This window comes from Ignatzschineria rhizosphaerae (assembly GCF_022655595.1).
GTDB classification, from domain to species: domain Bacteria; phylum Pseudomonadota; class Gammaproteobacteria; order Cardiobacteriales; family Wohlfahrtiimonadaceae; genus Ignatzschineria; species Ignatzschineria rhizosphaerae.
Window position 1 is genome coordinate 1113088 of the sequence record NZ_CP093379.1, and the last position, 22746, is coordinate 1135833.

The following is a 22746-nucleotide window of genomic DNA, read 5'->3' on the forward strand; positions in this document are numbered from 1 at the left end:
GGGATATGGGGAGATTAATGGTGAATAAACCTCGAGTGGTAATATTAACCGGTGCTGGCATCTCTGCGGAGTCTGGCATTAAAACATTTCGTGCAGCTGATGGTCTATGGGAAAATCACCCGATTGAAGAAGTTGCCACACCAGAAGGTTTTAGGAAAAACCCAGAACTTGTGCAACGGTTTTATAATGAACGGCGCCGGCAATTACAAACACCTGAAGTAATGCCAAATGCTGCACATTTTGCTTTAGTAAAGTTAGAAGAGATCCTTCAAGATAATTTTCTATTAGTGACACAAAATGTCGATAATCTTCACGAAAGAGCCGGTAGCCAGAGATTAATCCACATGCATGGAGAAATGTTAAAACTTCGCTGCATTAAGTCGCATAAAGTCTACCAATGGCATCAAGATGTCCTTAATGATACTCGTTGTAGTTGCTGCCATACACCGCAAGTACTAAGACCTCACATCGTCTGGTTTGGAGAGATGCCCTTTGAGATGGATCGTATTTATCATGCGCTATCTCAAGCAGATCTCTTTATCTCTATTGGCACCTCTGGGAATGTTTACCCCGCCGCGGGCTTTGTTGAAGTTGCTAAAAATAGTGGCGGTCATGCTGTTGAATTAAATCTTGACCCGACAAGGGGTACGACGCTTTTTGATGAAGCCTATCATGGACCTGCTGCCACGATTGTTCCTGAATATACTCATCAATTAATACAAGGTTAACAGTTAATAAGGGAGATTCCATCTTATGGGGACAGCTGGTGCTGGCGCTGGTTTCATCTTTTTTCTCTTTTTTGCGCTACTTGGAGGGATCATCTTCCTTGCGCTAGGGATTTATCGTCGTCATTATCTTCGTCAAAAAACAGATCCATCAAGCCTTCGCATACTCCTTTTAAATAGCACCATGACCATAGCAATCACGCCAATATTATTGCTATTAACTGGTATTTTAGTACATTCTATTGGCCGTTTTTTTATAGAAAAATCTCAATTAGAAACCGATAAACAACGCTATAGATCACTATCTTCAGCACTCCCTTTTGGTGAAATAATCATTCCCAAAGATTCATGGATTAATAGCACAGGAACGGTTGAATACCCATTTGAGAATTTTAAAGATATTCGCCAAGGACTCTATAAAGCCAGGCTTTCAACACCTATAGAAATTGCCAATTTCCCCACAGCCGCTTTTGAAGTAACTTATCGAGGCGTTCTTTTAGAATTAGCACAAACTTACGCTTATAAATTAAAAGCTATAGAACATACCTGCAAAAAAGGATGGTTGATTGATCTACGCTATCGATAGAAACGATTTTTATCAAGATCAATCTGGCAGCTGGTTTACCCCATCACAATGGGAAATAGCTCAATGCTTTCAAACTACGGGGGGAATTTCTGTGATTGCGATTAATCCAAAATTAGGGCTTTACGTTATAAAACCTACAGATAACAAATAGTCAAGAAACTACTCTCTTGACGCTTAAATCATCCCAACCAGCCCATTATTATTCCTATGCGGTAAGCTAGACTCGCTAACAGTAAGCATAATGCCGTTCTAATAAACCATATAACAAGAATATGCCAAATTTTGATCGGAATAGAGGTCGCTAAAATACAAGGCACAGAACCTGAGAAAAAGAGAACGCTTCCGATAGAGGTTACTGCGGCAATATAGCGAATAGATAAATCTGTCTCATTTAATAATATTGCCGGAAGAAACATCTCCGCAAGACCTGAGGCAATAGCGCCACTATGTTCTTGCGCATTTTCAAATCCCGTGAGCATTAATATAGGCTTTAAAACTACGCCTAGCCATTCAAATAGCGGTGTATATTTGGATAAAATCAATCCTGTAAAGCCAATGGCTAAAATGGAAGGTGCCACCACAGAAGACATTCTTAAACCATCTTTTAAATTATCCCAAAGTAGCTTTAAAAAAGGAGGGTTAGATTGATACTTCTCTATACTTAATGCTCTCGCATGGGCAAACCTCCCCCTTTTAGGCGCTTCTGGTAGTGGATTTTTCGCAATATTATCTAATCCTGAAATGGGGGGAAGATAGACAGTAATAGTTGTAACGGCAAAAGTGATTAAAAAAGTACTCCAGAAAAAGAAATTCCAAGACCCCATCAGATCTAAAGTTTTAGCCACAATAATCATAAATGTTGCCGATACCGTAGAAAATCCTGTTGCTACAATCACCGCCTCTCTGGGTGAATATTTTCCCTGTTTAAAGACTCTATCTGTAATTAATAGACCAATGGAATAACTGCCTACAAATGATGCGACTGCATCTATTGCCGAGGCTCCTGGCGTTCTAAATAGTGGTCTCATCAGTTTTTCCATATAGACTGCAACAAACTCTAATAACCCAAAGCCGATTAAAAAGGTAAGCGCAATTGCGCCGATGGGAATTAAGAGCCCAACAGATAATGCTAGCTTTTCAAATAAAAAAGGAAGCATATCTGGCTGCATTGCCCATGAAGGAGCAGTTTTAGTCAAATACAAGATTGCTAATAAAAAGCCTAATACCTTAAATATCGAAAAGATCAGCTCGCTTAATGAAGTTTTATATTGCCCTTTAACATAGGGTGATATTGCCCCATAAGCCATAATTAATAAAATAGCGGTAATCGCTAACGGCCTTAAATCATTAATCACAAATCCTGCGATATGATCTAGTAAAATAGTCTCTTTTCCGCCTATATCAATAGAGATAAAAAAAGCAAAAATCCCAACTAAACTCAATAATAGAATTTTTATTAAAAAAAAACGATTATCGGAAGAATTCTCCCTATTTGCATTGACTGAAACCTTATTGACCATTTTCCTCACCTTATTTTATTATTATCACGGCATCTAGCCTTTTAAACAATGTATATACATATTATCATGATGATCACTATTTTAAAAACATGAATCTGTCCGCCATAAAACAGATATCTAGTTAGAAAAATAGAGGGTAAATGGAATATCACACTTTTAGTATTTGATTATTAAAAAACGATTAAAACCCCTGTTTTTATAAAAGTATAGACAAATGTATTCAATGCTAATATTAGAACACAAGAAATGATCAAAATTTATCCAGGCATTTATAAATTTATGATTTAGATCAGCTATTTTTTTTAGTAAACTGCACTCCTTAACCAAGCACTCAATAAAAAATGACACCTGACTCAATTTAGGAGCCTAGATGTACCAGAAAATTAAATATTTCTTCTCTCTTCCCACTGCCGGTGGCATTATCTTAATGCTTTCAGCCATCCTCGGTTTATTAATTGCTAATAGCCCTTTATCAGAACAATACTTTACGATTTTAGGGAGCTATATTGCCGGATTATCCGTTCTCCACTGGATTAATGATGCTTTAATGGCTATCTTCTTTCTTTATGTAGGCTTAGAGCTCAAACGTGAATTTATTAGTGGTGAACTTGCCACCAATTCCCAGAGAATTCTTCCAGGGCTTGCGGCATTTGCAGGACTTGCCGTTCCTGCAATCATTTATTTTATGTTAAATAAAAATGATGCTGCCGCAATTAGCGGCTGGGCAATCCCTACAGCAACAGATATTGCTTTTGCTTTAGGAATCGTGGCACTTTTAGGAAGCCGCGTCCCTTTATCATTAAAAGTATTCTTAACAGCACTAGCGATTATTGATGACCTAGCGGCCATCTTAATTATTGCCGTATTTTACAGTAACGAACTTAATCTACTTTATCTCTTAGGAGCAGCCGCTGCTTTAGGGGTACTTATTATTCTCAATCGCGCCAAAATTACTAACAAATATTGCTACATTGCGGTGGGTTTAATTCTTTGGTTCTTAGTTTTACAATCAGGAATTCACGCCACCCTTGCCGGTGTGATTTTAGCGATGACGATTCCTTTAAAAAATGCAAAAACAAACGCAAAAGGAGAAGCGCCGCTTATTGCGTGGGAACATGGGTTAAGTAATTGGGTAAGCTTCTTAATTATCCCCCTCTTTGGGCTTGCAAATGCCGGTGTTTCTTTTGCCGGATTAGAGCTTTCCATGTTAACGCACCCTATTGTTTTAGGCGTTGCATTTGGTCTTTTCTTTGGTAAACAGATTGGCGTCTTTGGCATGGTCTTTATTGGGGAGAAACTAGGAATCTTTAAACGTCCTACAGGCGCAAGCTGGTTACAAGTTTATGGGATTGCTCTACTTTGCGGTATTGGATTTACGATGAGTCTATTTATCAGCATGTTAGCTTTCGCTAGCCCTGAGCTTCAAGATCTAAGTAAAATTGGGGTATTTTTAGGCTCCTTAATTTCAGGTGTTTTAGGATATCTGCTATTAAGATTTAACCCTCAAAAATCCCAATAATTAAGAAAAATATCTTTAGATATCAGAAAGTAAAGCCCTAATATTATTTAGGGCTTTTTACTAAGTGTAAATGTCTCTTTAGACCATAAATTTTTCAATCTTATTTTATAAAATTCGTTATAATCAATTTTCCTTAATTTCATAGAGATATCAATGCTCCTATTACTTTTAATCGTGATTGCTTCAATCTCGATTTCCTTTATCTGCTCAATTTTAGAAGCAGTTCTTCTCTCTTTAACACCTAGCTTCATTTCTCAGCAAAAATTTGATCGCCCCAATCTTTATCCTAAACTCAAAAAGCTACGGGATAAAATTGATCGTCCTCTTGCCGCAATTTTAACGTTAAATACAGTAGCTCATACCGTGGGTGCTGCAGGTGTTGGAGCGCAAGTTACAAACCTTTACGGTAATGGTTATTTAGGAATCGCCTCTGCTATTATGACGGTTTTAATCTTGGTTCTATCAGAGATTATCCCTAAAGTATTAGGTGCCAAATATTGGCGTAGATTAAGTCCTATTTTACCGACCATCTTAAACCCGATGATATTGCTCTTAACACCTTTTATTTGGATGTCAGATCTTATCATGCGTCTTATCGGCAATAGCAAAGATGAGGCGAACTTACGCCAAGAGATTAAATCAATCACAGGACTTGCTAAAGAGTTAAAAGCTATTGAGCAAGCAGAACAACAAGTGATCTTTAATATCTTAGACTTAGATGAAGTCGATTTAACAACGATCATGACTCCTCGTGTTGTGACGGCAGCAATTACCCCAAACACCGATTTAGAAACCTTAAAACAGATCATCGATCAGAACCAATTCTCTCGCTATCCTATTGTGGATCAAGAAGAGAATCCTTTAGGCGTCTTTTTTAGGCATGATTTTGTAGATTTAGTACATAGTGATAAAAGTCTATTAGATTTTGCGGAAAAACCAGCGCTTGTTCTGCCTGATACCATTAGTGTGAAAAGCGCCTTTCGTAAACTATTAGATGAAAAACAACACCTTGCCTTCATCTATGATGAATTTGGAAGCTGGCTTGGAATTATCACGCTAGAGGATATCTTAGAGAAAATCATTGGTGAGGAGATCATGGATGAGACAGATATCGTTCAAGATATGCGATTATTAGCTAAAAAGCGCTGGGAAATGCGCCGGAATTAACCGGCGTACCTCCTAGATTTTGAAGGTAAATACCATTAATAAGTAAATATATATCTATATATTTAATCTTTTATTATTTTATTTATGATGGTGTTTTTATTATAGTGAATGAAATCTTTATAAAAGATCGGCTATTCAAGGCCTAAAATTAGCTACCACTATCAAAATCTAAGGAGTAACCATGAAATCCTATAAAATCGCAATATCATTAACAGCCTTAATGATAGCAGGCTGTAGTACTGACGGAAGCAGTAGCTATATCAATGCCTTGACTAAATTTTCTAATATTCTAGAAGGGACAACGCCTCTTGTACAAGAGAGCAAAGAGTGGGAGCAATATAGCCTAGATCTCACTAAAACAGGCGTGACCTATAGCGCAGCAACCAGTAGCGAGAAAAAATTTGCCACCCAAAAGCTAGAGCGAGAATATCCTGCTGCGATTGATCGCTTATCTCGTCCTTTTGCATTAAATGATAATGCTAAAAAAGAGTTAGAAGCAGCGAATCAAAATTATCACTTTAACTATCATCAAATCATGACAGTGAAAGCTAAAAATGATGGGAAAACTGTTGGCTACTGCATCAATTATGATGTAAATCGCTGGGAAAATGGCAAACCTACTCCATTAGATACCGCCGGTAATGTGCAACAACATTTTATCTATCTTGCCCAAAATAAACCCCTATCTGCTACAACAACGAATTTAGATTTTATTAAACGAGTCTGCGGCAATAGCTTTTATCAAAAGTATAAAGCGCCTAACGCTTAATCGGGATTAATCACATTGATGACAGGATCATCATATCAGCCAATTGATGGCTACTATATCTACTATTAGAGACTTCATAATAGATATTTAAAGATTATTTTTTTGTGGACTGTTAAGGATTAATAGCTCGATCCCTTTCTATCACCCTCTTACCATAACCCTCCTAACTCAAATTTAACGAGGGTAATGGATTAGGTTGTGAAAAATCACACTCTCCTTGCCTCTATTTTCATACATATGAGTAATGTCTGCAGAAAAGCGCAAGGATTCACCATGTTTAATCTGATACTCTTTTTGATCAATCGTTAACGTTAAAATCCCTTGAAAAACGATAACATGCTCAATAACGCCGACTTCATGGGGAGATGACTTACTCAAAATTCCTGGGCCCAGCTCGATTTTAAAGAGATCAGTTTTAAGCTTGGGGTCAAAAGGAATTAGCGGAGTTACTCGCATTTGCGCATCAATTTTCTCAAAAGCGGAGGTCTCTTTAAAGGGATATAATTCAGGCTCAAAAAAAGTACTCACTTCATCTTCCAAAAAAGTTGAAAAAGCGACATTAAACCCCGTAGCAATCTTCCATAATGTCGCAATGGTGGGACTTGATTGACCTAATTCAATCTGCCCTAACATTGCTTTACTAACGCCCGTTAATTCCGCAGTTTTACTAAGACTAAGCCCTCGCTCGGCTCTTAAGTTTTTTAACGCTTTGGCAATATTAGGGGAAGCATTTTTCATGTGATAGACCTTAAAATCATAAAATATTTGTCCGTTATAACAGACAATGCTATGCTCATCAATAGCACTCTTTGATATTGAGCCCAAATATACTATGCGTAATTTAACATTTTTAAGATCTTTTTCCTACACCATGATGTTAACCGGCTTTATTGCTGTTCTCGTTGGTTATACGAGCTCTGTAGCAATTATTCTTCAAGCTTTAGAAGTACTTGGATTAAGCAATACACAGATGGGCAGCTGGCTAATGATGCTTGGAATTGGTATGGGAATTACGACAATTGCATTATCAATTTACTATAAAACGCCAATCCTTACCGCTTGGTCAACACCAGGAATTGCGCTTCTCGCAACAAGCTTATCAGAGACTCCCATCAATGAAGCGATTGGTGTTTTTATTTTTGCATCGGCTTTAATGCTTATTTGCGGTCTAACGGGCATTTTTTCAAAACTCATCAGTTTAATCCCAAGGTCAATCGCTTCAGCGATGCTAGCAGGAATTTTACTACAATTTGGACTTAGGCTCTTTGATGCACTAGAGATGAATCTGATCCTCTCTATCACAATGCTTATCACCTATCTATTTTCTCGGCGCTATTTTCCCCTGTATGCCATGATTATCGTCTTGATTATTGGGATTATAACAATCTCGCTACAGGGGAAGTTACAATTTACCCCTATTGAGGCTCCCTTTGTCGCCCCCTCTTTTATTATGCCGCAATTTTCAATCACCTCTTTGATTAGTGTGGGGATTCCCTTTTTTATTGTCTCACTCGTTTCCCAAAATGCCCCCGCTATTGCGATTTTACAAGCAAATGATTACTCTCCAAAAATATCAAGTCTATTAATCTGGACATCCATTGCCGCTATTATTTTAGCGCCCTTTGGGGGCTTTAGCATCTGCATTGCCGCAATTACAGCAGCTATTTGTCTGCATCCAGATGTGAATCCAAATCCTGAAAAGCGATATATCGCGGCCATTTGGGCGGGTGTTTTTTATCTTATTGCAGGCCTATTAGGGGGCGTTATTTTTATTTTATTTGATGGATTACCAACTGCATTCATTCAACTATTAGCCGGTCTTGCCCTACTAACAATATTAACTAACAGCCTCTACCAATCCCTAAAGGATGATAGTGATAGGGATGCGGCAATGATCTGTTTTTTATTTACAGCTTCTGGCATTACGCTATTGGGAATTGGATCTGCTTTCTGGGGCTTACTTGGAGGGATTATGGCTTATCACATCCTCTCTAAACGCCAAAAAGATAAATCAAAATAAAATGCGCTAATAAAATAATAAGATCCTAAATAGCCATACAGACTTGCTAGCAACATAAGGATTCCCTTTTATATATGAGTGTTTTTTCTTAAAAGGATCTCTATATCTTATGCCTTATGTCTTATGTCTTATGTCTTATGACTTATATAGAAATACAAAACCCTCAAAAAAGTTATTTTCTGAGGGTTTTTCAACACTTCATGACGAACTATAGGTTTTTTCCAACTTGGTTACCAATAAGCGCCCCAACAGCGGCTCCACCTGCAGTCCCAAGAACTCGTCCATCAGACATTTGAGCACCAATAACAGCGCCGGCACCAGTTCCTATCACAGTTCCCTTCTCGCTTTTACTCATTCCATCCCATGTAGAACATGCCGCTACTATAGTTAATACGCCTACTAATGCCATCATTTTCATTATTGATTTCATAGACCTTCTCCTTTTATCGGGATTAATAATTATAACTCCATGATATCACAATTATAAATTATCCCTATAAATGCTCATGATCTTCATGATATGAAGTATTACATCACAATTATCTTCATAGATAAATATAGAATGTAATATCCCCCTTTATAAGGCTTATAAAGCTTTGCCAACCTTTTTTCCAATAAAACCACCTAAGGTTATATTCGTATCAGTACCTAACCGCCTCAGTAATAACAGCCCTTTTCTGACGTTATTTATCTTGTATGTTTTTTAAAAAAATATAGACACAAAAAAAAAGAGGCATCTATTCATGCCTCTTTTTAAACTTTTGCTATCGCCTATTTTAATATTTGATAGAGAGTTTTCTCTTATTTATGCTCTGCAATCATTTCACGAAGAACGTAATGTAAGATACCGCCAGATTTGAAGTAATCGACTTCATTTAAGGTATCGATACGGCAAAGAACTGTAAAGTTTACAACAGTTCCATCAGCTTTTTTCGCTGACACTTCGATATCTTGACCTGGTTTGATACTATCATCAAAGTTAATTGTGAATGACTCTTCACCTGTTAAACCAAGGCTCTCTGCATTTTCACCATTTTTGTACTGAAGCGCAAGAATTCCCATACCGATTAAGTTTGAACGGTGAATACGCTCATAGCTCTCAGCGATAACTGCTTTAACACCTAAAAGGTTTGGACCCTTAGCTGCCCAGTCACGGCTTGAGCCTGAACCATACTCTTTACCTGCTAACACGATTAAAGGTGTATTTTCTGCTTCATAACGCATCGCTGCATCATAAATTGGTAATGTTTCACCAGTAGGAATATGCTTCGTGTAACCGCCTTCAACATCTGTAAGCATTTTGTTACGGATACGGATATTAGCAAAAGTACCACGAATCATCACTTGGTGATTCCCACGACGTGAACCATAAGAGTTAAAGTCTTTAGGGCTTACACCTTTATCTTGTAAGTATAAACCAGCAGGAGCACCTGCCATGATTACACCCGCAGGTGAGATATGGTCAGTTGTAATTGAGTCACCAAAGTATGCAAGAACGCTTGCATTCTCAATTGGTTTGAGCGCGGCAATTGGTTGGTCAATTTTTTCAAAGTATGGCGGATGCTGAACATACGTTGAGTTCTCATTCCATTGGAATGTCTCAGTTTTTGCAACATCAAGCGCTTGCCAGTGAGCATCACCATCAAACACGCCATCATATCCTTTACGGAACATTGTGCCATCAACTTTTGCTACCGCATCAGCGATCTCTTGGTTTGAAGGCCAAATGTCTTTTAAGAATACGTCGTTTCCATCTTTATCTTGCGCAATAGGATCTTTAGAGATATCAATACGCGTTGTCCCTGCAATTGCAAATGCCACAACTAGTGGTGGTGATGCAATCCAGTTTGTTTTGATTTGTGGATGGATACGACCTTCAAAGTTACGGTTACCAGAAATAACCGCAGACATTGCAAAATCATTTTGATCGATTGCTTCGCCAACTTCTGTAATTAATGGACCTGAGTTACCGATACAAGCCGTACAACCGTAACCTGTTAAGTTAAATCCAACTTCATCAAGATACTTCGTTAAACCAGCTTTATCTAAATACTCACTAACCACTTTAGAACCAGGCGCTAGAGATGTTTTTACCCATGGTTTACGGTTAAGACCTAATTTAGCTGCTTTTTCAGCAACTAATCCAGCCGCCATCATCACGCTTGGGTTAGAGGTATTAGTACATGAGGTAATCGCTGCAAATACAACATCCCCTTGATGGAGTGTCTCTTTCTTATCGTTAAGATAGATATCAGCAGTTTTATTGATGTCATCATTGCTATCTGCAACAAATTTATCAAATGCATCTTTAAGACCTGGTAAAGTTACGCGGTCTTGTGGACGCTTAGGACCTGCCATACTTGGCACAACGCTACCAAGATCAAGTTCTAATGTATCTGTAAATACTGGCTCATCACCATCATTACCCCAGAAACCTTGCTCTTTTGCATAAGCTTCAGTACGAGCAATGATCTCTTCATCACGGCCCGTTAAGCGCATGTAGTTAAGCGTAATGTCATCCACCGGGAAGAAACCAACTGTTGCACCATACTCAGGCGCCATGTTTGAAATCGTTGCACGGTCTGCAAGTGGAAGATCTTTAAGACCATCACCATAGTACTCAACGAATTTACCAACAACGCCTTTTTTACGAAGCATTTCAACGATAGTTAAAACTAAATCCGTTGCGGTTACGCCTTCAACAAGTTTCCCTGTTAATTTAAAACCCACAACTTCTGGAATAACCATTGAGATTGGTTGACCTAAGATCGCAGCTTCCGCTTCGATACCACCAACACCCCAAGCAAGCACTGAAAGCCCGTTAACCATTGGCGTATGTGAGTCAGTACCAACACATGTATCTGGCATGATCCATGTTTTACCATCACGCTCATTTGTCCAAGCCACTTGTGAGAGGAACTCTAAGTTTACTTGGTGACAAATTCCTGTTCCTGGTGGAACAACACGGAAATTATCAAATGCGTTTTGACCCCATTTTAAGAATTCATAACGCTCACCGTTACGCTCCATTTCGAGCTTCACGTTTTCATCAAAAGATGAATTTGATCCAAATGTATCGATCATGACCGAGTGGTCAATGACTAAATCAACAGGTGCAAGTGGGTTGATATGCTTAGCATCACCGCCCGCTTTTACCATTGCATCACGCATCGCTGCTAAGTCAACAACCGCAGGAACTCCCGTAAAGTCTTGCATTAAAACACGTGCAGGACGATATTGGATCTCACGTTTAGATGTACGGTTACGAGCCCATTCACCAATTGCTGCGATATCATCAGCATTAACCGTGATGTTATCTTCAAAGCGAAGTAAGTTTTCAAGAAGAACTTTCATAGATTTTGGGAGTCTTGAAAGATCCCCTAATTTCTCTTCTGCTTTCTTGATCGAATGGTAATGGTACTCTTTGCCACCAACATTTAAGGTAGAGAGAGTGTTTAATGAGTTAATTTTACTCATGTTGACCTCCTAAGTTTAATAAAAAATAATCTGCTTAACCCTTTAAAAACTTTATATTAAGGTATTTCTTCAATGACTTTATTCTTTTAATTTATCTCATCATTGAACCTTATTCCGCCGACATGATACCAAGATTAGACTATAAAAGAAATGGCTAAAAACCACTCTCTTAAGCAATCTCATCGATCAAACTGAGCATTTCTACAACACCCATTGCCGCCGAGAAACCATTATTTCCGGCTTTTGTTCCTGCTCTTTCTAACGCTTGCTCTATCGTATCAACGGTTAAAACCCCAAACATTACAGGTTTTCCGCACTCTAGACCAATTTTGCTAATGCCTTTTGCCGCTTCTCCTGCGACATAATCAAAGTGTGCCGTTGCACCGCGGATAACAGCGCCAAGGCAGATTACTGCATCATATTCAGACTTTTCTGCAAATTTTTTAGCAATCAATGGGATCTCATAAGCCCCTGGCACCCAAGCAAGTGTAATATCTGCTTCCTTGATACCGCTTCTTAGTAATCCATCTTTAGCGCCATCGATTAATTGTTTTGTTATCAAACTATTAAAGCGTCCTGCAACGATTGCAATCTTTTTACCCTTAACTGATAACTGACCTTCTAATACTTTCATTATTTGCTCCATTTTATTTTAAAAAAATCTATTTTGAAAATTAATCATTTAAAAAGCGTTATTTTAATTATTTAATAACCCTTTTTTTTAACCGTTACTTTTAACAAAAAAAACTCACAAACATTGATCTAGATCAATGTTTGCTTATGAGATATTTCTGTATTAAAAATCTTTCTCTATTTATTTAGAGATGATGCCCCATCTGATCTCTTTTGATATTGAGATATCCCTCATTTTCAGCAGTCTCAAAACGAGGCGTTCCTTGTCTTTCGATCTCAATGCCAGCAATTTCCATCGCTGCAATTTTATCGGGATTATTTGTCAATAACTGAATCTTCTTCACTTTAAAGAATTTTAATATTCTTGCAGCTTCGTCATAGGTGCGCTCATCTGCACCAAATCCAAGCATCTGATTGGCAACAATGGTGTCATGCCCTTCTTCTTGTAAACGATACGCTTTTAATTTCTCGACAATCCCAATACCACGGCCTTCTTGACGCAGATAGAGTAAAATGCCATTTTCTGCCGCCGCAGTCTCTTTTAAGCCAAATTCAAGCTGTGCATGACAATCACATTTTACCGATGAAAACACATCTCCCGTTAAGCATTCTGAATGAATCCTGACTGTTGCAGTTTGCGTGTGATCATGATCTTTATTCACTAATGCAATATGCGGCTCTCCCCCATTTTTATTAGGAAAGGTATAGATATCAAACTCCCCATGTACTGTTGGGAGCGTTGCACTACTAAGCGGCATTAAAACATTCTCATCTTCGAGCATTAAGCGGTAGTTTACAAGATCCTGGATAGAGAGAAGTAAAAGATCATGCTCTTTTGCATAAACTTTTAAATCATCCTGGCGCGCCATCTCTCCATTTTCTTTTAAGATTTCACAAATGACCGCTGCCGGCTTAAATCCCGCTAATGTCACAATATCAATAGCAGCTTCAGTATGACCTCGGCGCTCTAAAACGCCCCCAGCTTTTGCGATTAATGGGAAAATATGTCCTGGGCGATTAAAATCCTTACCACTCAATGATTCATCGGCTAAAGCATTTAAAGTCTCTGTACGCTCAAATGCTGAGATTCCGGTATGTGTTGTCGCTAAATCAATGGTCACCGTAAAAGCCGTTTTATAGGGGTCTTTATTGTCTACCACCATCGGATGGAGATCTAAACGATCGGCATACTCTTTAGAGATAGGTGCGCAGATTAATCCCCCCGCTTGACGAATCATAAAGTTAGTCTCTTTTGCCGTCACTGTTTCAACCGGCATAATAAGATCCCCTTCATTTTCTCTAGAAGCATCATCTGTAATAATGATCATGCCACCTTTTTTAAGCACATCAATTGCTTGAAGCACTCTCTCAATTGAACCGTACTCTTGAAATATTGTTGTCATATCTCGTTTTCCCTAATTCTCTATTTTAAATGTAAAATCAAATCTCATTATTCATCAATGTGAAGCGCTTTATACTCTTACTCTTAATATCCCCAGTTTGAAAGCTGCTGATAATTGAGTGATACGCTACTTTGTTGTTGGGCTTTGATATATTTCCCAACCATGTCAAATTCAATATTAATTCTGCCGCCAATTTTCAGCTTTTGTAGATTAGTATGATCAAATGTATGGGGAATAATGCCCACTTTAAAGGTGCGATCGGTGACGCTAATAATCGTCAGGCTAATTCCATCAATTGCAATGGACCCTTTGGGGATAATAAGTCCTTCATGCGGGACTTTTAGCTCAAATGTGAGCTCTTTAATATCGCCTAGATCATCAATCTTTAAGAGCTTTGCCCCTCCATCAATATGTCCACTAACCATATGCCCGCCGAGCCTATCGCCAACTCGCAGCGCTCGCTCTAAGTTCACTAGAGTCCCTTTTTGATATTGGTCAAACCCTGTTCGTTTTAAAGTTTCCGGCATTACATCAGCCTTAAAAGACTCATTAGTAAAATCAGTAACCGTTAAACAGACCCCATTAACGGCAATACTATCGCCGAGTTTGACATCCTCTAAGACAGTCTTTGCTTTAAAAGTTAACCGTGAAATATTCGCGCTATGCGCAATTGCGACAATCTCTCCACGCTCTTCAATAATTCCAGTAAACATTCTATCGGCTCCTTGTTGCAGTGGTTAAAAGTGATTCCCCACACATCTTTGCAGATATAATGGATAATTGTGGTGCATCTTCCAAATTCTTAATAGGACTATTTTTCCAAAGCTCAAGCGCATTTGGGTTCCCAATCAGTTTTGGGCCATAAAAGAGTAAATACTCATCGACAAGATCCGCCGTAATAAAGGCATCATAAATACCAGCGCCCCCTTCGATAAAAAGACTCATCAAACCATTTTCAAAACAGTAGGCTAATAATGCTTGCGGCGATGTCTCTTTAAGAGAAACTAGTTTTACCCCTTTCTGACTTATACTTGCTGCAATCGAAGATTCTGGTGGATTTTTTTCGTGATAACAGATCATTGATGGCGCAAGGCTTGTATCAAAAAATTGATAGCTCTTGATAACTTTTTCATCAAGATTAGAAAAATCATTAATCATTAAGATTCTAACAGGCGCTTTAGTCTCAAAACCGTAACGAACAGTAAGTGCTGGGTCATCTTCTAGTAATGTCCCTTTTCCAACTAAGATAGCATCATGCTCTCCCCGGTAAAAATGCCCTTGCTTTCTTGCCTCACTACCTGTAATCCACTTTGAATCTTTAGTTTGTGTGGCTAATTTCCCATCTAAACTTAACGCCGCCTTTAAAGTCACAAAGGGGCGTTTTTCGCGCTGATTTAAGGCAAAATGGCGAATTAATCGATCCCCTTCAGCCTTTAAGAGATTTGTGACAACCTCAATCCCCGCATCTCTTAAAATTTGATGACCTTTTCCGGCAACGCTCGGATTAGGGTCTTCCATTGCCGTCACCACTCTAGTAATTCCCGATTTTAAAATTAAATCAGTACATGCCGGGGTTTTACCGTGAAAACAGCAGGGCTCTAAAGTTACATAAAGGGTGGTACCTTTTAGCGCATGCCCATTTTCAAGCGCATCTTTTACCGCCATCACTTCTGCATGAGCTTCGCCGGCAGCCCGATGAAACCCTCGGCCAATGATTTGCCCCTCTTTTACTAGAAGTGCCCCGACATAAGGATTGGGAGAGACTCGACCATATCCTTTTGTGGCAAGCGCCATCGCTTCTTTTAAAAACTGAAGGTCTGATTGATGCTGCTTTGTTTCAAATTTTCTAGACAAGAAAAAACCCCATTTAAATTTTAGAATTTAAAAATGGGGCTTGATGATCTTTCAGCGGGATCTTAAGGAGGTTTATTATCACCTTGTGCTCTCTAGAATCAATATTCTACGGCAGCTTAAATATTTACTCGTAATATAAAACCTTCTAAAAAGAGAGATTTTATTTTCTGATTCAACAAAGGCATCATCAAAAACGATCTTATAAACTACTTTTTTAAAATAGTCCCCTGAAATTTATGATTAACCATCAGTGCTCAAATAATTCTTATTTCACACTTACGCATATTAGATCAGGTTTTTCTCAACACCTTACGTTAAACACCTTACGAATCCATATTTCCATATAGATCTTTCATAATAATGTGATATGACTATCAACACTATTATCGAATCCCACTTATCTTTTACCATCCAGACTATACTGTCGGTTTTGGAATTTCACCAAAATCAGCTTTCGCTCGCGGACTTTAACCGCCGGTCGGGAATTAGAATTTTTATTCTGCACCCTGCCCCAAAGATAAATTGTATGACTCAAATATTTGTTAAATAACTCTTAAATATCTAACAACCTCTCTACTATAGCGCTTCTAGCCTTAAAAAAAAAGAGTGATTTATCTAAAATCACTCTTTTTAAGCCTTTTCAGTAGGTTATCACGTTAAGTTGGCGTTAATAGAAAACCATTTAACGAAAATACCTTTAAAATTTTTCTTTTAATGTCTTACCCTGCGAACAGCAAAACCAAAATAGAGACTATAAAGACCAATAATTAATGCCGAAATTCCTAAAAGCGTCGTCATAAATACGATACCACTTGCCGGAGAATAAGGGATCCCAAGACCAACTAAGAGAGCCAGAATACCCACAATAAGCGTTAACCACCAAGCACCTACACCCATTTTACGTAAACTAAATGAGAATGAGATTGCCGAGATACCATAAAAAATTAACCAGAACATGATTAGGAAGATCATCATCATCTCCGGCATTCCTTCACTAGAGTGCTTCATAATATAGCCCCCGATAAAGACTTGGAGAATCCCCATTGCTAAATTAAACCCCCATCCTGCCACATTCCTATTAGTGAGCGCGTAAAAGATTTCAAAGATCCCTGTTACGAAGAAAAAAGCCACCATAAATTGGGCTAGGAGTACAAAACTTGCGAAAGGCTTAAAAAATAGGAACCCACTTAGTACAACATAAAGTACCCCCACTAAAACCCACACCCACCAGTTCTTAATTGCGCGATCCATTTCACCGACTCCTTTTTTGCTATTAATGAAAATATATTCTGATTTAAGTCAATTATTGTTACTTATTTACTATATAAATTATATCAATTAATTGATGTTAGATATACGAATATTATCGCTAATTCATTCATCACTCCAGAATTTAATATTTTCGTGATGTCAAAAATCTGACAAATAATTATATAGAACATTGCAATCAGATCATGTATCAACTATAAAGATCGGTGCTATTAACTATAAGAATATCTATTTTATCTATAAAGGAGTATATTTGTGGCAAGTTCAGCCCCTAATCCAGACTTGCTAGCGGAGGAAGTTTCCCGCTTCAATTTAGCAAAAGTCATTCGATCACTTATTGGGATCGCTATTATTATCGCAATTTGTTCAGTAATCTATCGATTCCTACCATTTACCGAACAAGCCAATAAAGGGTTAATTATTCTCTTTTTTATCGGTGCGCTTTGGTTAACGGAGATTGTTCATACAACAATTACTGCATTAATGGTCCCTCTTACTGCCGTTGTGCTTGGAGTACCTGAGACCGTTACATTAAAAAGCTCATTAACTAGCTTTGCAGATCCCATTATCTTCCTCTTCTTTGGTGGGTTCGCCTTAGCAACGGCATTACACATGCAAAAAATTGACCGTAAAATTGCGCTCTTTATGATCCGCCTATCAAAAGGTCATTTAGGAATTACCGTATTTTCGCTCTTTTTTGTGACCGCCGGTTTATCAATGTGGATTAGTAATACCGCAACAGCAGCGATGATGCTACCGCTTGCGCTTGGGATTATGAGTAATCTTGATTTCTCTAAAGAGCGTGGCACATTTATCTTTATCCTTTTAGGGATTGCCTATTCGGCAAGTATTGGTGGTCTTGGAACGCTTGTAGGCTCACCACCTAATGCGATTGCCGCAAAAGCATTAAATTATAGCTTTGATGACTGGTTCTTAGTCGGTATCCCAATGATGCTCGTATTAATGCCGGTGATGCTTCTTGTGCTCTATTTCATCTTTAAACCAAAACTCAATATGCGTATTGATGTCACAGATGAAGTCATTCCTTGGACATTACCTCGCATTCTTGCAACGATTTTGTTCGTTGTTACAGCGCTTGCGTGGATTTTTGGTTCATTACTACAAAAACATTTAGGGATCTCATCACCTGATACATTTGTGGCGATTGCTTGTGCTGTTTCTGTCGTTGTTTTAGGCCTTGCTTCTTGGCAAGATGTTTCTGAAAACACCGATTGGGGCGTTCTCTTCCTTTTCGGAGGTGGCTTAACATTAAGTGCAATCTTAGGTAGCTCAGGCGCTTCTTCGATTTTAGGAAATACCGTTGCTGATATCTTTGGCCAATCTCACCCATTAGTCGTGATTCTTGTCGTTGTTGTCTTTATCATTATCTTGACAGAGTTCACAAGTAACACGGCATCTGCTGCACTTTTAGTACCGGTATTTGCAGCTGTTGCATCTGAAATGGGAATGCCGCAAGAAGTACTTGTTCTAATGATTGGATTAGGCGCATCATGTGCCTTTATGCTACCTATAGCAACGCCACCCAATGCGATTGTCTTTGGCACAGGTCATTTAAGACAACGCGATATGATGTTAGCCGGTGGTGTATTAAACGTCTGTTGTATCGCGATTTTAACAATCTACGCTTACTTCTTCTTACTCTAAGTAAGTGCAAGTTGCTAGGATTATTCATCACAGATATTCAAATAGCAAAAAGAGTTGATTAACTGTAGGATTTTATCGCGTTGTTTACAGTATTAGGAGAAAATACTGTTATGAATATCCATCGAAAAACAAAATTAACGCCGTTTCATCGAGAAGAGATTTGGCGATTACATCATCAAGAAAAATTTACCGTAACCTATCTAGCTGAGCGTTTTATGGTAAGCAGACCTACGATCTATAAAGTACTAAAACAAGGCAAGGTATTGAACTTGTTTGTGCCATTAGCTAGTAAAAATGAACGTTATAGAACAATTAAGTATGGCATTAAACGTCTTGCAAAGATTGAAAAATCTATTGAAGAGAAACTTAAAAAGAGGGCTAAACGTTATAACAAAAACTATCCTGGCGAGATGGTCCATGTGGATACTAAACGCGCTCCCTCTTTTAAAAGGAGATCTTAAAAATCGCACTAGAGAGTATTTATTTGTAGGAATTGATGATTTTTCAAGAGAACTTTATGCCGGTATTTATCCTGATAAATCACAGTTTAGTGCTGCTGAATTTCTTCGATGGGATCTGTTAGAACAGTGTCCCTATACTGTAGAATGCACCTATTCGGATAATGGTCGTGAGTATAAAGGTACATCAGAACATGCCTTTGTCGAAATGTGTCTAACACATAAGATTAATCAAAAGTTTACAAAGCCAGCTTGCCCTCAAACGAATGGAAAAGCAGAAAGAGTCATTCGAACACTCATGGAAATGTGGCATAATCAGGAGGAGTTTATCAGTTCAGATGATCGGAAAAAGAAGCTAAAACGATTTTTGAACTATTACAACACAGTAAAACCTCATAAGGGTATTAATGGTTTAACGCCTTATGAAGTTTTAGAAAATTATTTTAACACTGAAGTGTAAACAACCCGCCGATTTCTAACAGATTAACAAACTCATAGTATTCTCGGTAATCAATTATCTTAGCAACTCATAAACGGCAAATAATGAAATAGAAAAGCGAAAGGGAATCAAATCCCTTTCGCTTTTTTGCGCTTATCTTCTCAATTACAGCTATGAGCGCTTACAGAATCATTTATTTACGAACCTCAATTGCAAATTGAATCACATGACATAATCCTTGATGTAGCTCCCCTTCGCTGCGTGTTACTTCTCCCACATAAAGATGCTTAAAAAAATCAGTGGCAAATATGTCTAAAAACATTGAAGGAGAATAGAGATACTCAATATCTCTAGGACCACCTGTGCCGTAGGTAACTTGCTCCTTCGAATAGACTTCTCCAAAGATCCAGCCTCCATTTTTCACCGCTTGGCGTAACCCTTGAAAGACTTCTCTTTGCATTACTTGATCAAAGTGCCCATAAACACAGCAGGCATAATCGTATTGATCCTCACCCCAAGTAACTGTCGTTAAATCAACTTCCCTTGTTTTAATCGTGAGATCACCTTTTCTTGCATTTACTTTTTGTAAAGCTACATCTGAATAATCCCACAGATCAATACTTAATACTCTATTAGCCTCTTTAGCCTTTTTTGCTAAAAAGAGCGCATTTCTCCCCTCGCCTTCAGCAATGGCTAACAATGACCCTTCAGGTTGTAAAACAGGCTCTAACTCTTGGATAAATTGATTTGCAGCTTCGCCATAAAGATACTCTTTTCTTAAAAAACGCTCATTCCAATGCGACTTCATCTTTTAGCTCTCCTTTTTCATTGTTCTTTTTCCCTATCTCTTTTCTATAAGTCTCAATGAGATTATTTATAAAAATAAAAAAAGCGATCTTTAAATATCGCTTCTTTTATTTCCTAATAATCTATTTACCGCTTACCTATCACTAGCGCATCTTATCTGCTAACTTAAATTCCAATGCCGTTTGGATATTAGAGAGTCGTAAAAATTGGCCATTTTCTGAAATAATAATTTCAGCACCACGGTCAAGAAGCTCACTAATATCACCATCAAGATTATTTAAAGCACTATCTGTGCAGAACTTACGAGTCATCCCAAGCCCTTTTGCTTTTAAGACCCCCCGAGAACTAAAATATCCCTCGCCAAAGAAATTATTACACATTGTTCCGGTAATTCTCATCCCTTCGCCAAAGGCAATTGTTGGTACTAAGCTTCCTTTCTCAAGATCAAGTTCCTTACCATTGACACTAACTAATTCATAGTGATGATGTTGTAGCTCTTGCGCTGTTGGAATCTTGGTGTCTAATTGTGCCATCATGCTTCCTTTGCTAGAACAAGCTGCAATGAGTACTAATGCTACAGAACCTAATAATAACTTTTTCATAAACTTGAGTCCTAATAATTTACTAAAATTACGAAAGAGATAAAATATCTTCAATATTTCTCTCTCATTTCACGGCTTCAATGTTAATTATAACATCAATAAAGCGCACTCTTAAATCCCTTTGATGAGTGAACTTTTTACCATTTTATAAAGCTGTTGCAACGATAATACTTGAGGCTTTCACTAATCCTAAGATCTCATGACCAATCTCTAATGCCATCTCTTCAACACTCTCATTTGTAACAACTGCCGTTAACAATAGCCCTTTAGCTGTTTCAAAGCCTACAGTACTATTTACCGCCCCTTTATTAATAGTGCGAATCACCCCTTCAAATTGATTACGAGCAGAGAAAGCAAGTCCTGAATGTTTATTCGCTAACACAACCCACGGCGCTTTAATAATTGCCACAACCGCTCTTTCTAAATTGATTTGTAGCGCTTTACAGCTCTGCTTAGTAATCACCGTGACAATTTCATCACCGTTATCTAAAGTAATGATTACTTCATTATTAACGCTACCTTCAAAAATAGCACTTACTTTTCCTGACAATTGGTTACGAGCCGATATCTGTCTCATACTTTATTCCCCTTTTTTATTGTAATCACTCCCTATATTGTATCAGGAGGTTTTATAAAATCGTGATTAGTTTATAGTGTCTTAAATAGTTTTCAAAAAATTTTAAGAAAGGTATTATTTTCTAATCAAAGAATCTGTTAATGATGATTAAAAGACATACTTATTTTATATGAGATTACTTGAAGAATCCTTTATAATGCTTCAATAGTCACAGATCACAAAAAATGACAATAGATAATTCATCACATTTTTATTAAAAAATGATTGATAAGTAGCAGGGATATTTTAACTCTATGAGCCAATTACATCATCCATCACATATTATGGTGATCGATCAAAATAGATTATTTCGCGAAAAAATTGCCTTTCTTCTCTCACAAGATAGGGATCATTATTACCATGTGATTACAAACTTTGAAAATATAGAAGATGGTCTTCAATTTTTACAAGAATCTACAATTGACCTGCTGCTAATTGAAGCAGCTTTAATAAAAGATGATTTTCAATTGAATCTCTTACAATCCATTATCCATCATCACCCGCAACTACGAATTATTCTCCTAACCTCACAGCAAGCATTTTTACATGCTCCGCTACAGCGCTTAGAACAAGCACATACCTATACAAAAAGCATTGATAGCCAAGAGTTTTTAATATTTATTGCCAAAGTCTTACAACATCATGATGAAGAGATTACCAACTATTTAGAAGACTTAACACCAAGAGAATTAGAGATCTTAGAATGGTTAGTTAAAGGGGATAGCAATAAAGAGATTGCCAGAGAACTCTCGATTTCAGAAAGTACTGTGAAAGTTCACGTACAAAATATTTTAAAGAAATTTAAAGTCTCAAGCCGTGTTGAAGCTGCTGTTTATGCGGTAAGAAATGACCTTAGCGCATAACGAACGCTCCATTATCTTTTTAAGAAACGCCCGTACTTTAAATCATGGCAATTTTTATCTCCATTAATAAAAATTAATCACAATATCCTCGAACCGGTTTAAGAAACACTAAAACTGTACAGTGTGTGAATCAAATCCACCTGTATGATGCCGGATAGAACCATTTTTGCGCTTCTCATAACTGATGCGCCGACAATCTAATGCAGTCTCTTTTAAATCGATTTTACTATAAATAGTGCTTGCAAGATGCCAGATAGAAGATATCTCTTATTGTTCATAGCCGATACGCAGGCATTTAAATCAGCCTTTTAAACCTATTTCACTATATTATAAAACTAAATGAGAGGGAGAAAG

General features: G+C 37.8%; 22 protein-coding genes and 1 riboswitch. Of the genes, 10 read left to right on the forward strand and 12 right to left on the reverse strand.

Features of this window, described 5'->3' with window-relative positions:
* The first annotated feature begins 5 nt into the window (after positions 1-5).
* On the forward strand, positions 6-728 hold the full coding sequence (gene cobB, locus MMG00_RS04790; RefSeq protein WP_242152155.1) for a Sir2 family NAD+-dependent deacetylase: 723 nt from the start codon (positions 6-8) through the stop codon (positions 726-728).
* 25 nt (positions 729-753) lie between these two features.
* Complete coding sequence (locus tag MMG00_RS04795) at positions 754-1311, forward strand: hypothetical protein (RefSeq protein WP_242152158.1); 558 nt, start codon at positions 754-756, stop codon at positions 1309-1311.
* Between the two features lie 179 nt (positions 1312-1490).
* Here MMG00_RS04795 and MMG00_RS04800 read toward each other — a convergent pair whose 3' ends face one another.
* Entirely contained in the window at positions 1491-2831 is a 1341-nt protein-coding gene (locus MMG00_RS04800) for a YjiH family protein (protein WP_242152161.1), read from the reverse strand.
* 370 nt (positions 2832-3201) lie between these two features.
* Between MMG00_RS04800 and nhaA the strand changes: the two genes are divergently transcribed.
* The 3 genes from nhaA to MMG00_RS04815 all read left to right on the forward strand — a co-directional run bounded on the left by nhaA (position 3202) and on the right by MMG00_RS04815 (position 6286).
* Complete coding sequence (nhaA, locus tag MMG00_RS04805) at positions 3202-4350, forward strand: Na+/H+ antiporter NhaA (protein ID WP_242152162.1); 1149 nt, start codon at positions 3202-3204, stop codon at positions 4348-4350.
* A 153-nt stretch (positions 4351-4503) separates the two neighbouring features.
* Complete coding sequence (locus MMG00_RS04810; RefSeq protein ID WP_242152166.1) at positions 4504-5517, forward strand: CNNM domain-containing protein; 1014 nt, start codon at positions 4504-4506, stop codon at positions 5515-5517.
* Between the two features lie 181 nt (positions 5518-5698).
* Positions 5699-6286: a hypothetical protein gene (locus MMG00_RS04815; protein ID WP_242152170.1), complete on the forward strand. Its 588-nt coding sequence runs from the start codon at positions 5699-5701 to the stop codon at positions 6284-6286.
* Positions 6287-6460: 174 nt separating this feature from the next.
* Here MMG00_RS04815 and MMG00_RS04820 read toward each other — a convergent pair whose 3' ends face one another.
* On the reverse strand, positions 6461-7024 hold the full coding sequence (locus tag MMG00_RS04820; protein WP_242152173.1) for a helix-turn-helix domain-containing protein: 564 nt from the start codon (positions 7022-7024) through the stop codon (positions 6461-6463).
* A gap of 94 nt (positions 7025-7118) precedes the next feature.
* Between MMG00_RS04820 and MMG00_RS04825 the strand changes: the two genes are divergently transcribed.
* The gene (locus tag MMG00_RS04825) at positions 7119-8306 is read left to right on the forward strand and encodes a benzoate/H(+) symporter BenE family transporter (RefSeq protein ID WP_242152176.1); all 1188 of its coding nucleotides are present in this window, start codon (positions 7119-7121) and stop codon (positions 8304-8306) included.
* 208 nt (positions 8307-8514) lie between these two features.
* Here MMG00_RS04825 and MMG00_RS04830 read toward each other — a convergent pair whose 3' ends face one another.
* From MMG00_RS04830 to MMG00_RS04860, 7 genes are all read right to left on the reverse strand, one after another.
* A complete protein-coding gene (locus MMG00_RS04830) occupies positions 8515-8736 on the reverse strand; it encodes a YMGG-like glycine zipper-containing protein (RefSeq protein WP_242152179.1) in 222 nt (73 codons plus the stop codon).
* Between the two features lie 371 nt (positions 8737-9107).
* Positions 9108-11783 carry an aconitate hydratase AcnA gene (gene acnA, locus MMG00_RS04835; RefSeq protein WP_242152182.1) on the reverse strand — a complete coding sequence of 892 codons (2676 nt, stop codon included), beginning with the start codon at positions 11781-11783 and terminating at the stop codon, positions 9108-9110.
* Between the two features lie 169 nt (positions 11784-11952).
* Positions 11953-12417: a 6,7-dimethyl-8-ribityllumazine synthase gene (ribH, locus tag MMG00_RS04840; protein ID WP_242152184.1), complete on the reverse strand. Its 465-nt coding sequence runs from the start codon at positions 12415-12417 to the stop codon at positions 11953-11955.
* 184 nt (positions 12418-12601) lie between these two features.
* Positions 12602-13819 (reverse strand): 3,4-dihydroxy-2-butanone-4-phosphate synthase, encoded by a 1218-nt coding sequence (gene ribB / locus MMG00_RS04845; protein WP_242152188.1) that lies wholly within the window; start codon positions 13817-13819, stop codon positions 12602-12604.
* 83 nt (positions 13820-13902) lie between these two features.
* Entirely contained in the window at positions 13903-14532 is a 630-nt protein-coding gene (locus MMG00_RS04850) for a riboflavin synthase (RefSeq protein WP_242152192.1), read from the reverse strand.
* Position 14533: 1 nt separating this feature from the next.
* Complete coding sequence (gene ribD / locus MMG00_RS04855; RefSeq protein ID WP_242152195.1) at positions 14534-15673, reverse strand: bifunctional diaminohydroxyphosphoribosylaminopyrimidine deaminase/5-amino-6-(5-phosphoribosylamino)uracil reductase RibD; 1140 nt, start codon at positions 15671-15673, stop codon at positions 14534-14536.
* A 395-nt stretch (positions 15674-16068) separates the two neighbouring features.
* Positions 16069-16196, reverse strand: a riboswitch (FMN riboswitch).
* 188 nt (positions 16197-16384) lie between these two features.
* Positions 16385-16924, reverse strand: a complete 540-nt coding sequence (locus MMG00_RS04860; protein WP_242152198.1) for an HdeD family acid-resistance protein — start codon at positions 16922-16924, stop codon at positions 16385-16387.
* A 300-nt stretch (positions 16925-17224) separates the two neighbouring features.
* On the opposite strand from MMG00_RS04860, the gene MMG00_RS04865 reads away from it, so the two are divergent.
* The 3 genes from MMG00_RS04865 to MMG00_RS04875 all read left to right on the forward strand — a co-directional run bounded on the left by MMG00_RS04865 (position 17225) and on the right by MMG00_RS04875 (position 19525).
* Positions 17225-18607, forward strand: a complete 1383-nt coding sequence (locus MMG00_RS04865; RefSeq protein WP_432805937.1) for an SLC13 family permease — start codon at positions 17225-17227, stop codon at positions 18605-18607.
* Between the two features lie 80 nt (positions 18608-18687).
* Complete coding sequence (locus tag MMG00_RS04870; RefSeq protein ID WP_242152201.1) at positions 18688-19068, forward strand: HTH domain-containing protein; 381 nt, start codon at positions 18688-18690, stop codon at positions 19066-19068.
* Positions 19025-19525, forward strand: a complete 501-nt coding sequence (locus tag MMG00_RS04875; protein WP_242152204.1) for an integrase core domain-containing protein — start codon at positions 19025-19027, stop codon at positions 19523-19525. The genes MMG00_RS04870 and MMG00_RS04875 overlap by 44 nt, the downstream gene beginning before the upstream one ends.
* 172 nt (positions 19526-19697) lie before the next feature.
* Here the strand turns inward: MMG00_RS04875 and MMG00_RS04880 are convergent, their stop codons facing one another.
* The 3 genes from MMG00_RS04880 to MMG00_RS04890 form a co-directional block, all read right to left on the reverse strand.
* Complete coding sequence (locus MMG00_RS04880; protein ID WP_242152206.1) at positions 19698-20312, reverse strand: class I SAM-dependent methyltransferase; 615 nt, start codon at positions 20310-20312, stop codon at positions 19698-19700.
* A 142-nt stretch (positions 20313-20454) separates the two neighbouring features.
* Positions 20455-20913: an META domain-containing protein gene (locus MMG00_RS04885; protein WP_242152209.1), complete on the reverse strand. Its 459-nt coding sequence runs from the start codon at positions 20911-20913 to the stop codon at positions 20455-20457.
* Positions 20914-21058: 145 nt separating this feature from the next.
* Positions 21059-21490: a TOBE domain-containing protein gene (locus tag MMG00_RS04890; protein WP_242152212.1), complete on the reverse strand. Its 432-nt coding sequence runs from the start codon at positions 21488-21490 to the stop codon at positions 21059-21061.
* Between the two features lie 293 nt (positions 21491-21783).
* Between MMG00_RS04890 and MMG00_RS04895 the strand changes: the two genes are divergently transcribed.
* Entirely contained in the window at positions 21784-22392 is a 609-nt protein-coding gene (locus tag MMG00_RS04895) for a response regulator transcription factor (protein WP_242152216.1), read from the forward strand.
* The last annotated feature ends 354 nt before the right edge of the window (positions 22393-22746 follow it).

Bases quoted from the DNA above. Each gene is read 5' to 3' on its own strand.
- MMG00_RS04800 (WP_242152161.1), bottom strand. From the start codon at position 2,831: ATGGTCAATAAGGTTTCAGTCAATGCAAATAGGGAGAATTCTTCCGAT.
- MMG00_RS04890 (WP_242152212.1), bottom strand. From the start codon at position 21,490: ATGAGACAGATATCGGCTCGTAACCAATTGTCAGGAAAAGTAAGTGCT.
- MMG00_RS04885 (WP_242152209.1), bottom strand. From the start codon at position 20,913: ATGAAAAAGTTATTATTAGGTTCTGTAGCATTAGTACTCATTGCAGCT.
- MMG00_RS04830 (WP_242152179.1), bottom strand. From the start codon at position 8,736: ATGAAATCAATAATGAAAATGATGGCATTAGTAGGCGTATTAACTATA.
- nhaA (WP_242152162.1), top strand. From the start codon at position 3,202: ATGTACCAGAAAATTAAATATTTCTTCTCTCTTCCCACTGCCGGTGGC.
- MMG00_RS04880 (WP_242152206.1), bottom strand. From the start codon at position 20,312: ATGAAGTCGCATTGGAATGAGCGTTTTTTAAGAAAAGAGTATCTTTAT.
- MMG00_RS04820 (WP_242152173.1), bottom strand. From the start codon at position 7,024: ATGAAAAATGCTTCCCCTAATATTGCCAAAGCGTTAAAAAACTTAAGA.
- acnA (WP_242152182.1), bottom strand. From the start codon at position 11,783: ATGAGTAAAATTAACTCATTAAACACTCTCTCTACCTTAAATGTTGGT.
- cobB (WP_242152155.1), top strand. From the start codon at position 6: ATGGGGAGATTAATGGTGAATAAACCTCGAGTGGTAATATTAACCGGT.
- ribB (WP_242152188.1), bottom strand. From the start codon at position 13,819: ATGACAACAATATTTCAAGAGTACGGTTCAATTGAGAGAGTGCTTCAA.
- MMG00_RS04795 (WP_242152158.1), top strand. From the start codon at position 754: ATGGGGACAGCTGGTGCTGGCGCTGGTTTCATCTTTTTTCTCTTTTTT.
- ribH (WP_242152184.1), bottom strand. From the start codon at position 12,417: ATGAAAGTATTAGAAGGTCAGTTATCAGTTAAGGGTAAAAAGATTGCA.
- MMG00_RS04895 (WP_242152216.1), top strand. From the start codon at position 21,784: ATGAGCCAATTACATCATCCATCACATATTATGGTGATCGATCAAAAT.
- MMG00_RS04810 (WP_242152166.1), top strand. From the start codon at position 4,504: ATGCTCCTATTACTTTTAATCGTGATTGCTTCAATCTCGATTTCCTTT.
- MMG00_RS04815 (WP_242152170.1), top strand. From the start codon at position 5,699: ATGAAATCCTATAAAATCGCAATATCATTAACAGCCTTAATGATAGCA.
- MMG00_RS04850 (WP_242152192.1), bottom strand. From the start codon at position 14,532: ATGTTTACTGGAATTATTGAAGAGCGTGGAGAGATTGTCGCAATTGCG.
- MMG00_RS04825 (WP_242152176.1), top strand. From the start codon at position 7,119: ATGCGTAATTTAACATTTTTAAGATCTTTTTCCTACACCATGATGTTA.
- MMG00_RS04875 (WP_242152204.1), top strand. From the start codon at position 19,025: ATGTGGATACTAAACGCGCTCCCTCTTTTAAAAGGAGATCTTAAAAAT.
- MMG00_RS04860 (WP_242152198.1), bottom strand. From the start codon at position 16,924: ATGGATCGCGCAATTAAGAACTGGTGGGTGTGGGTTTTAGTGGGGGTA.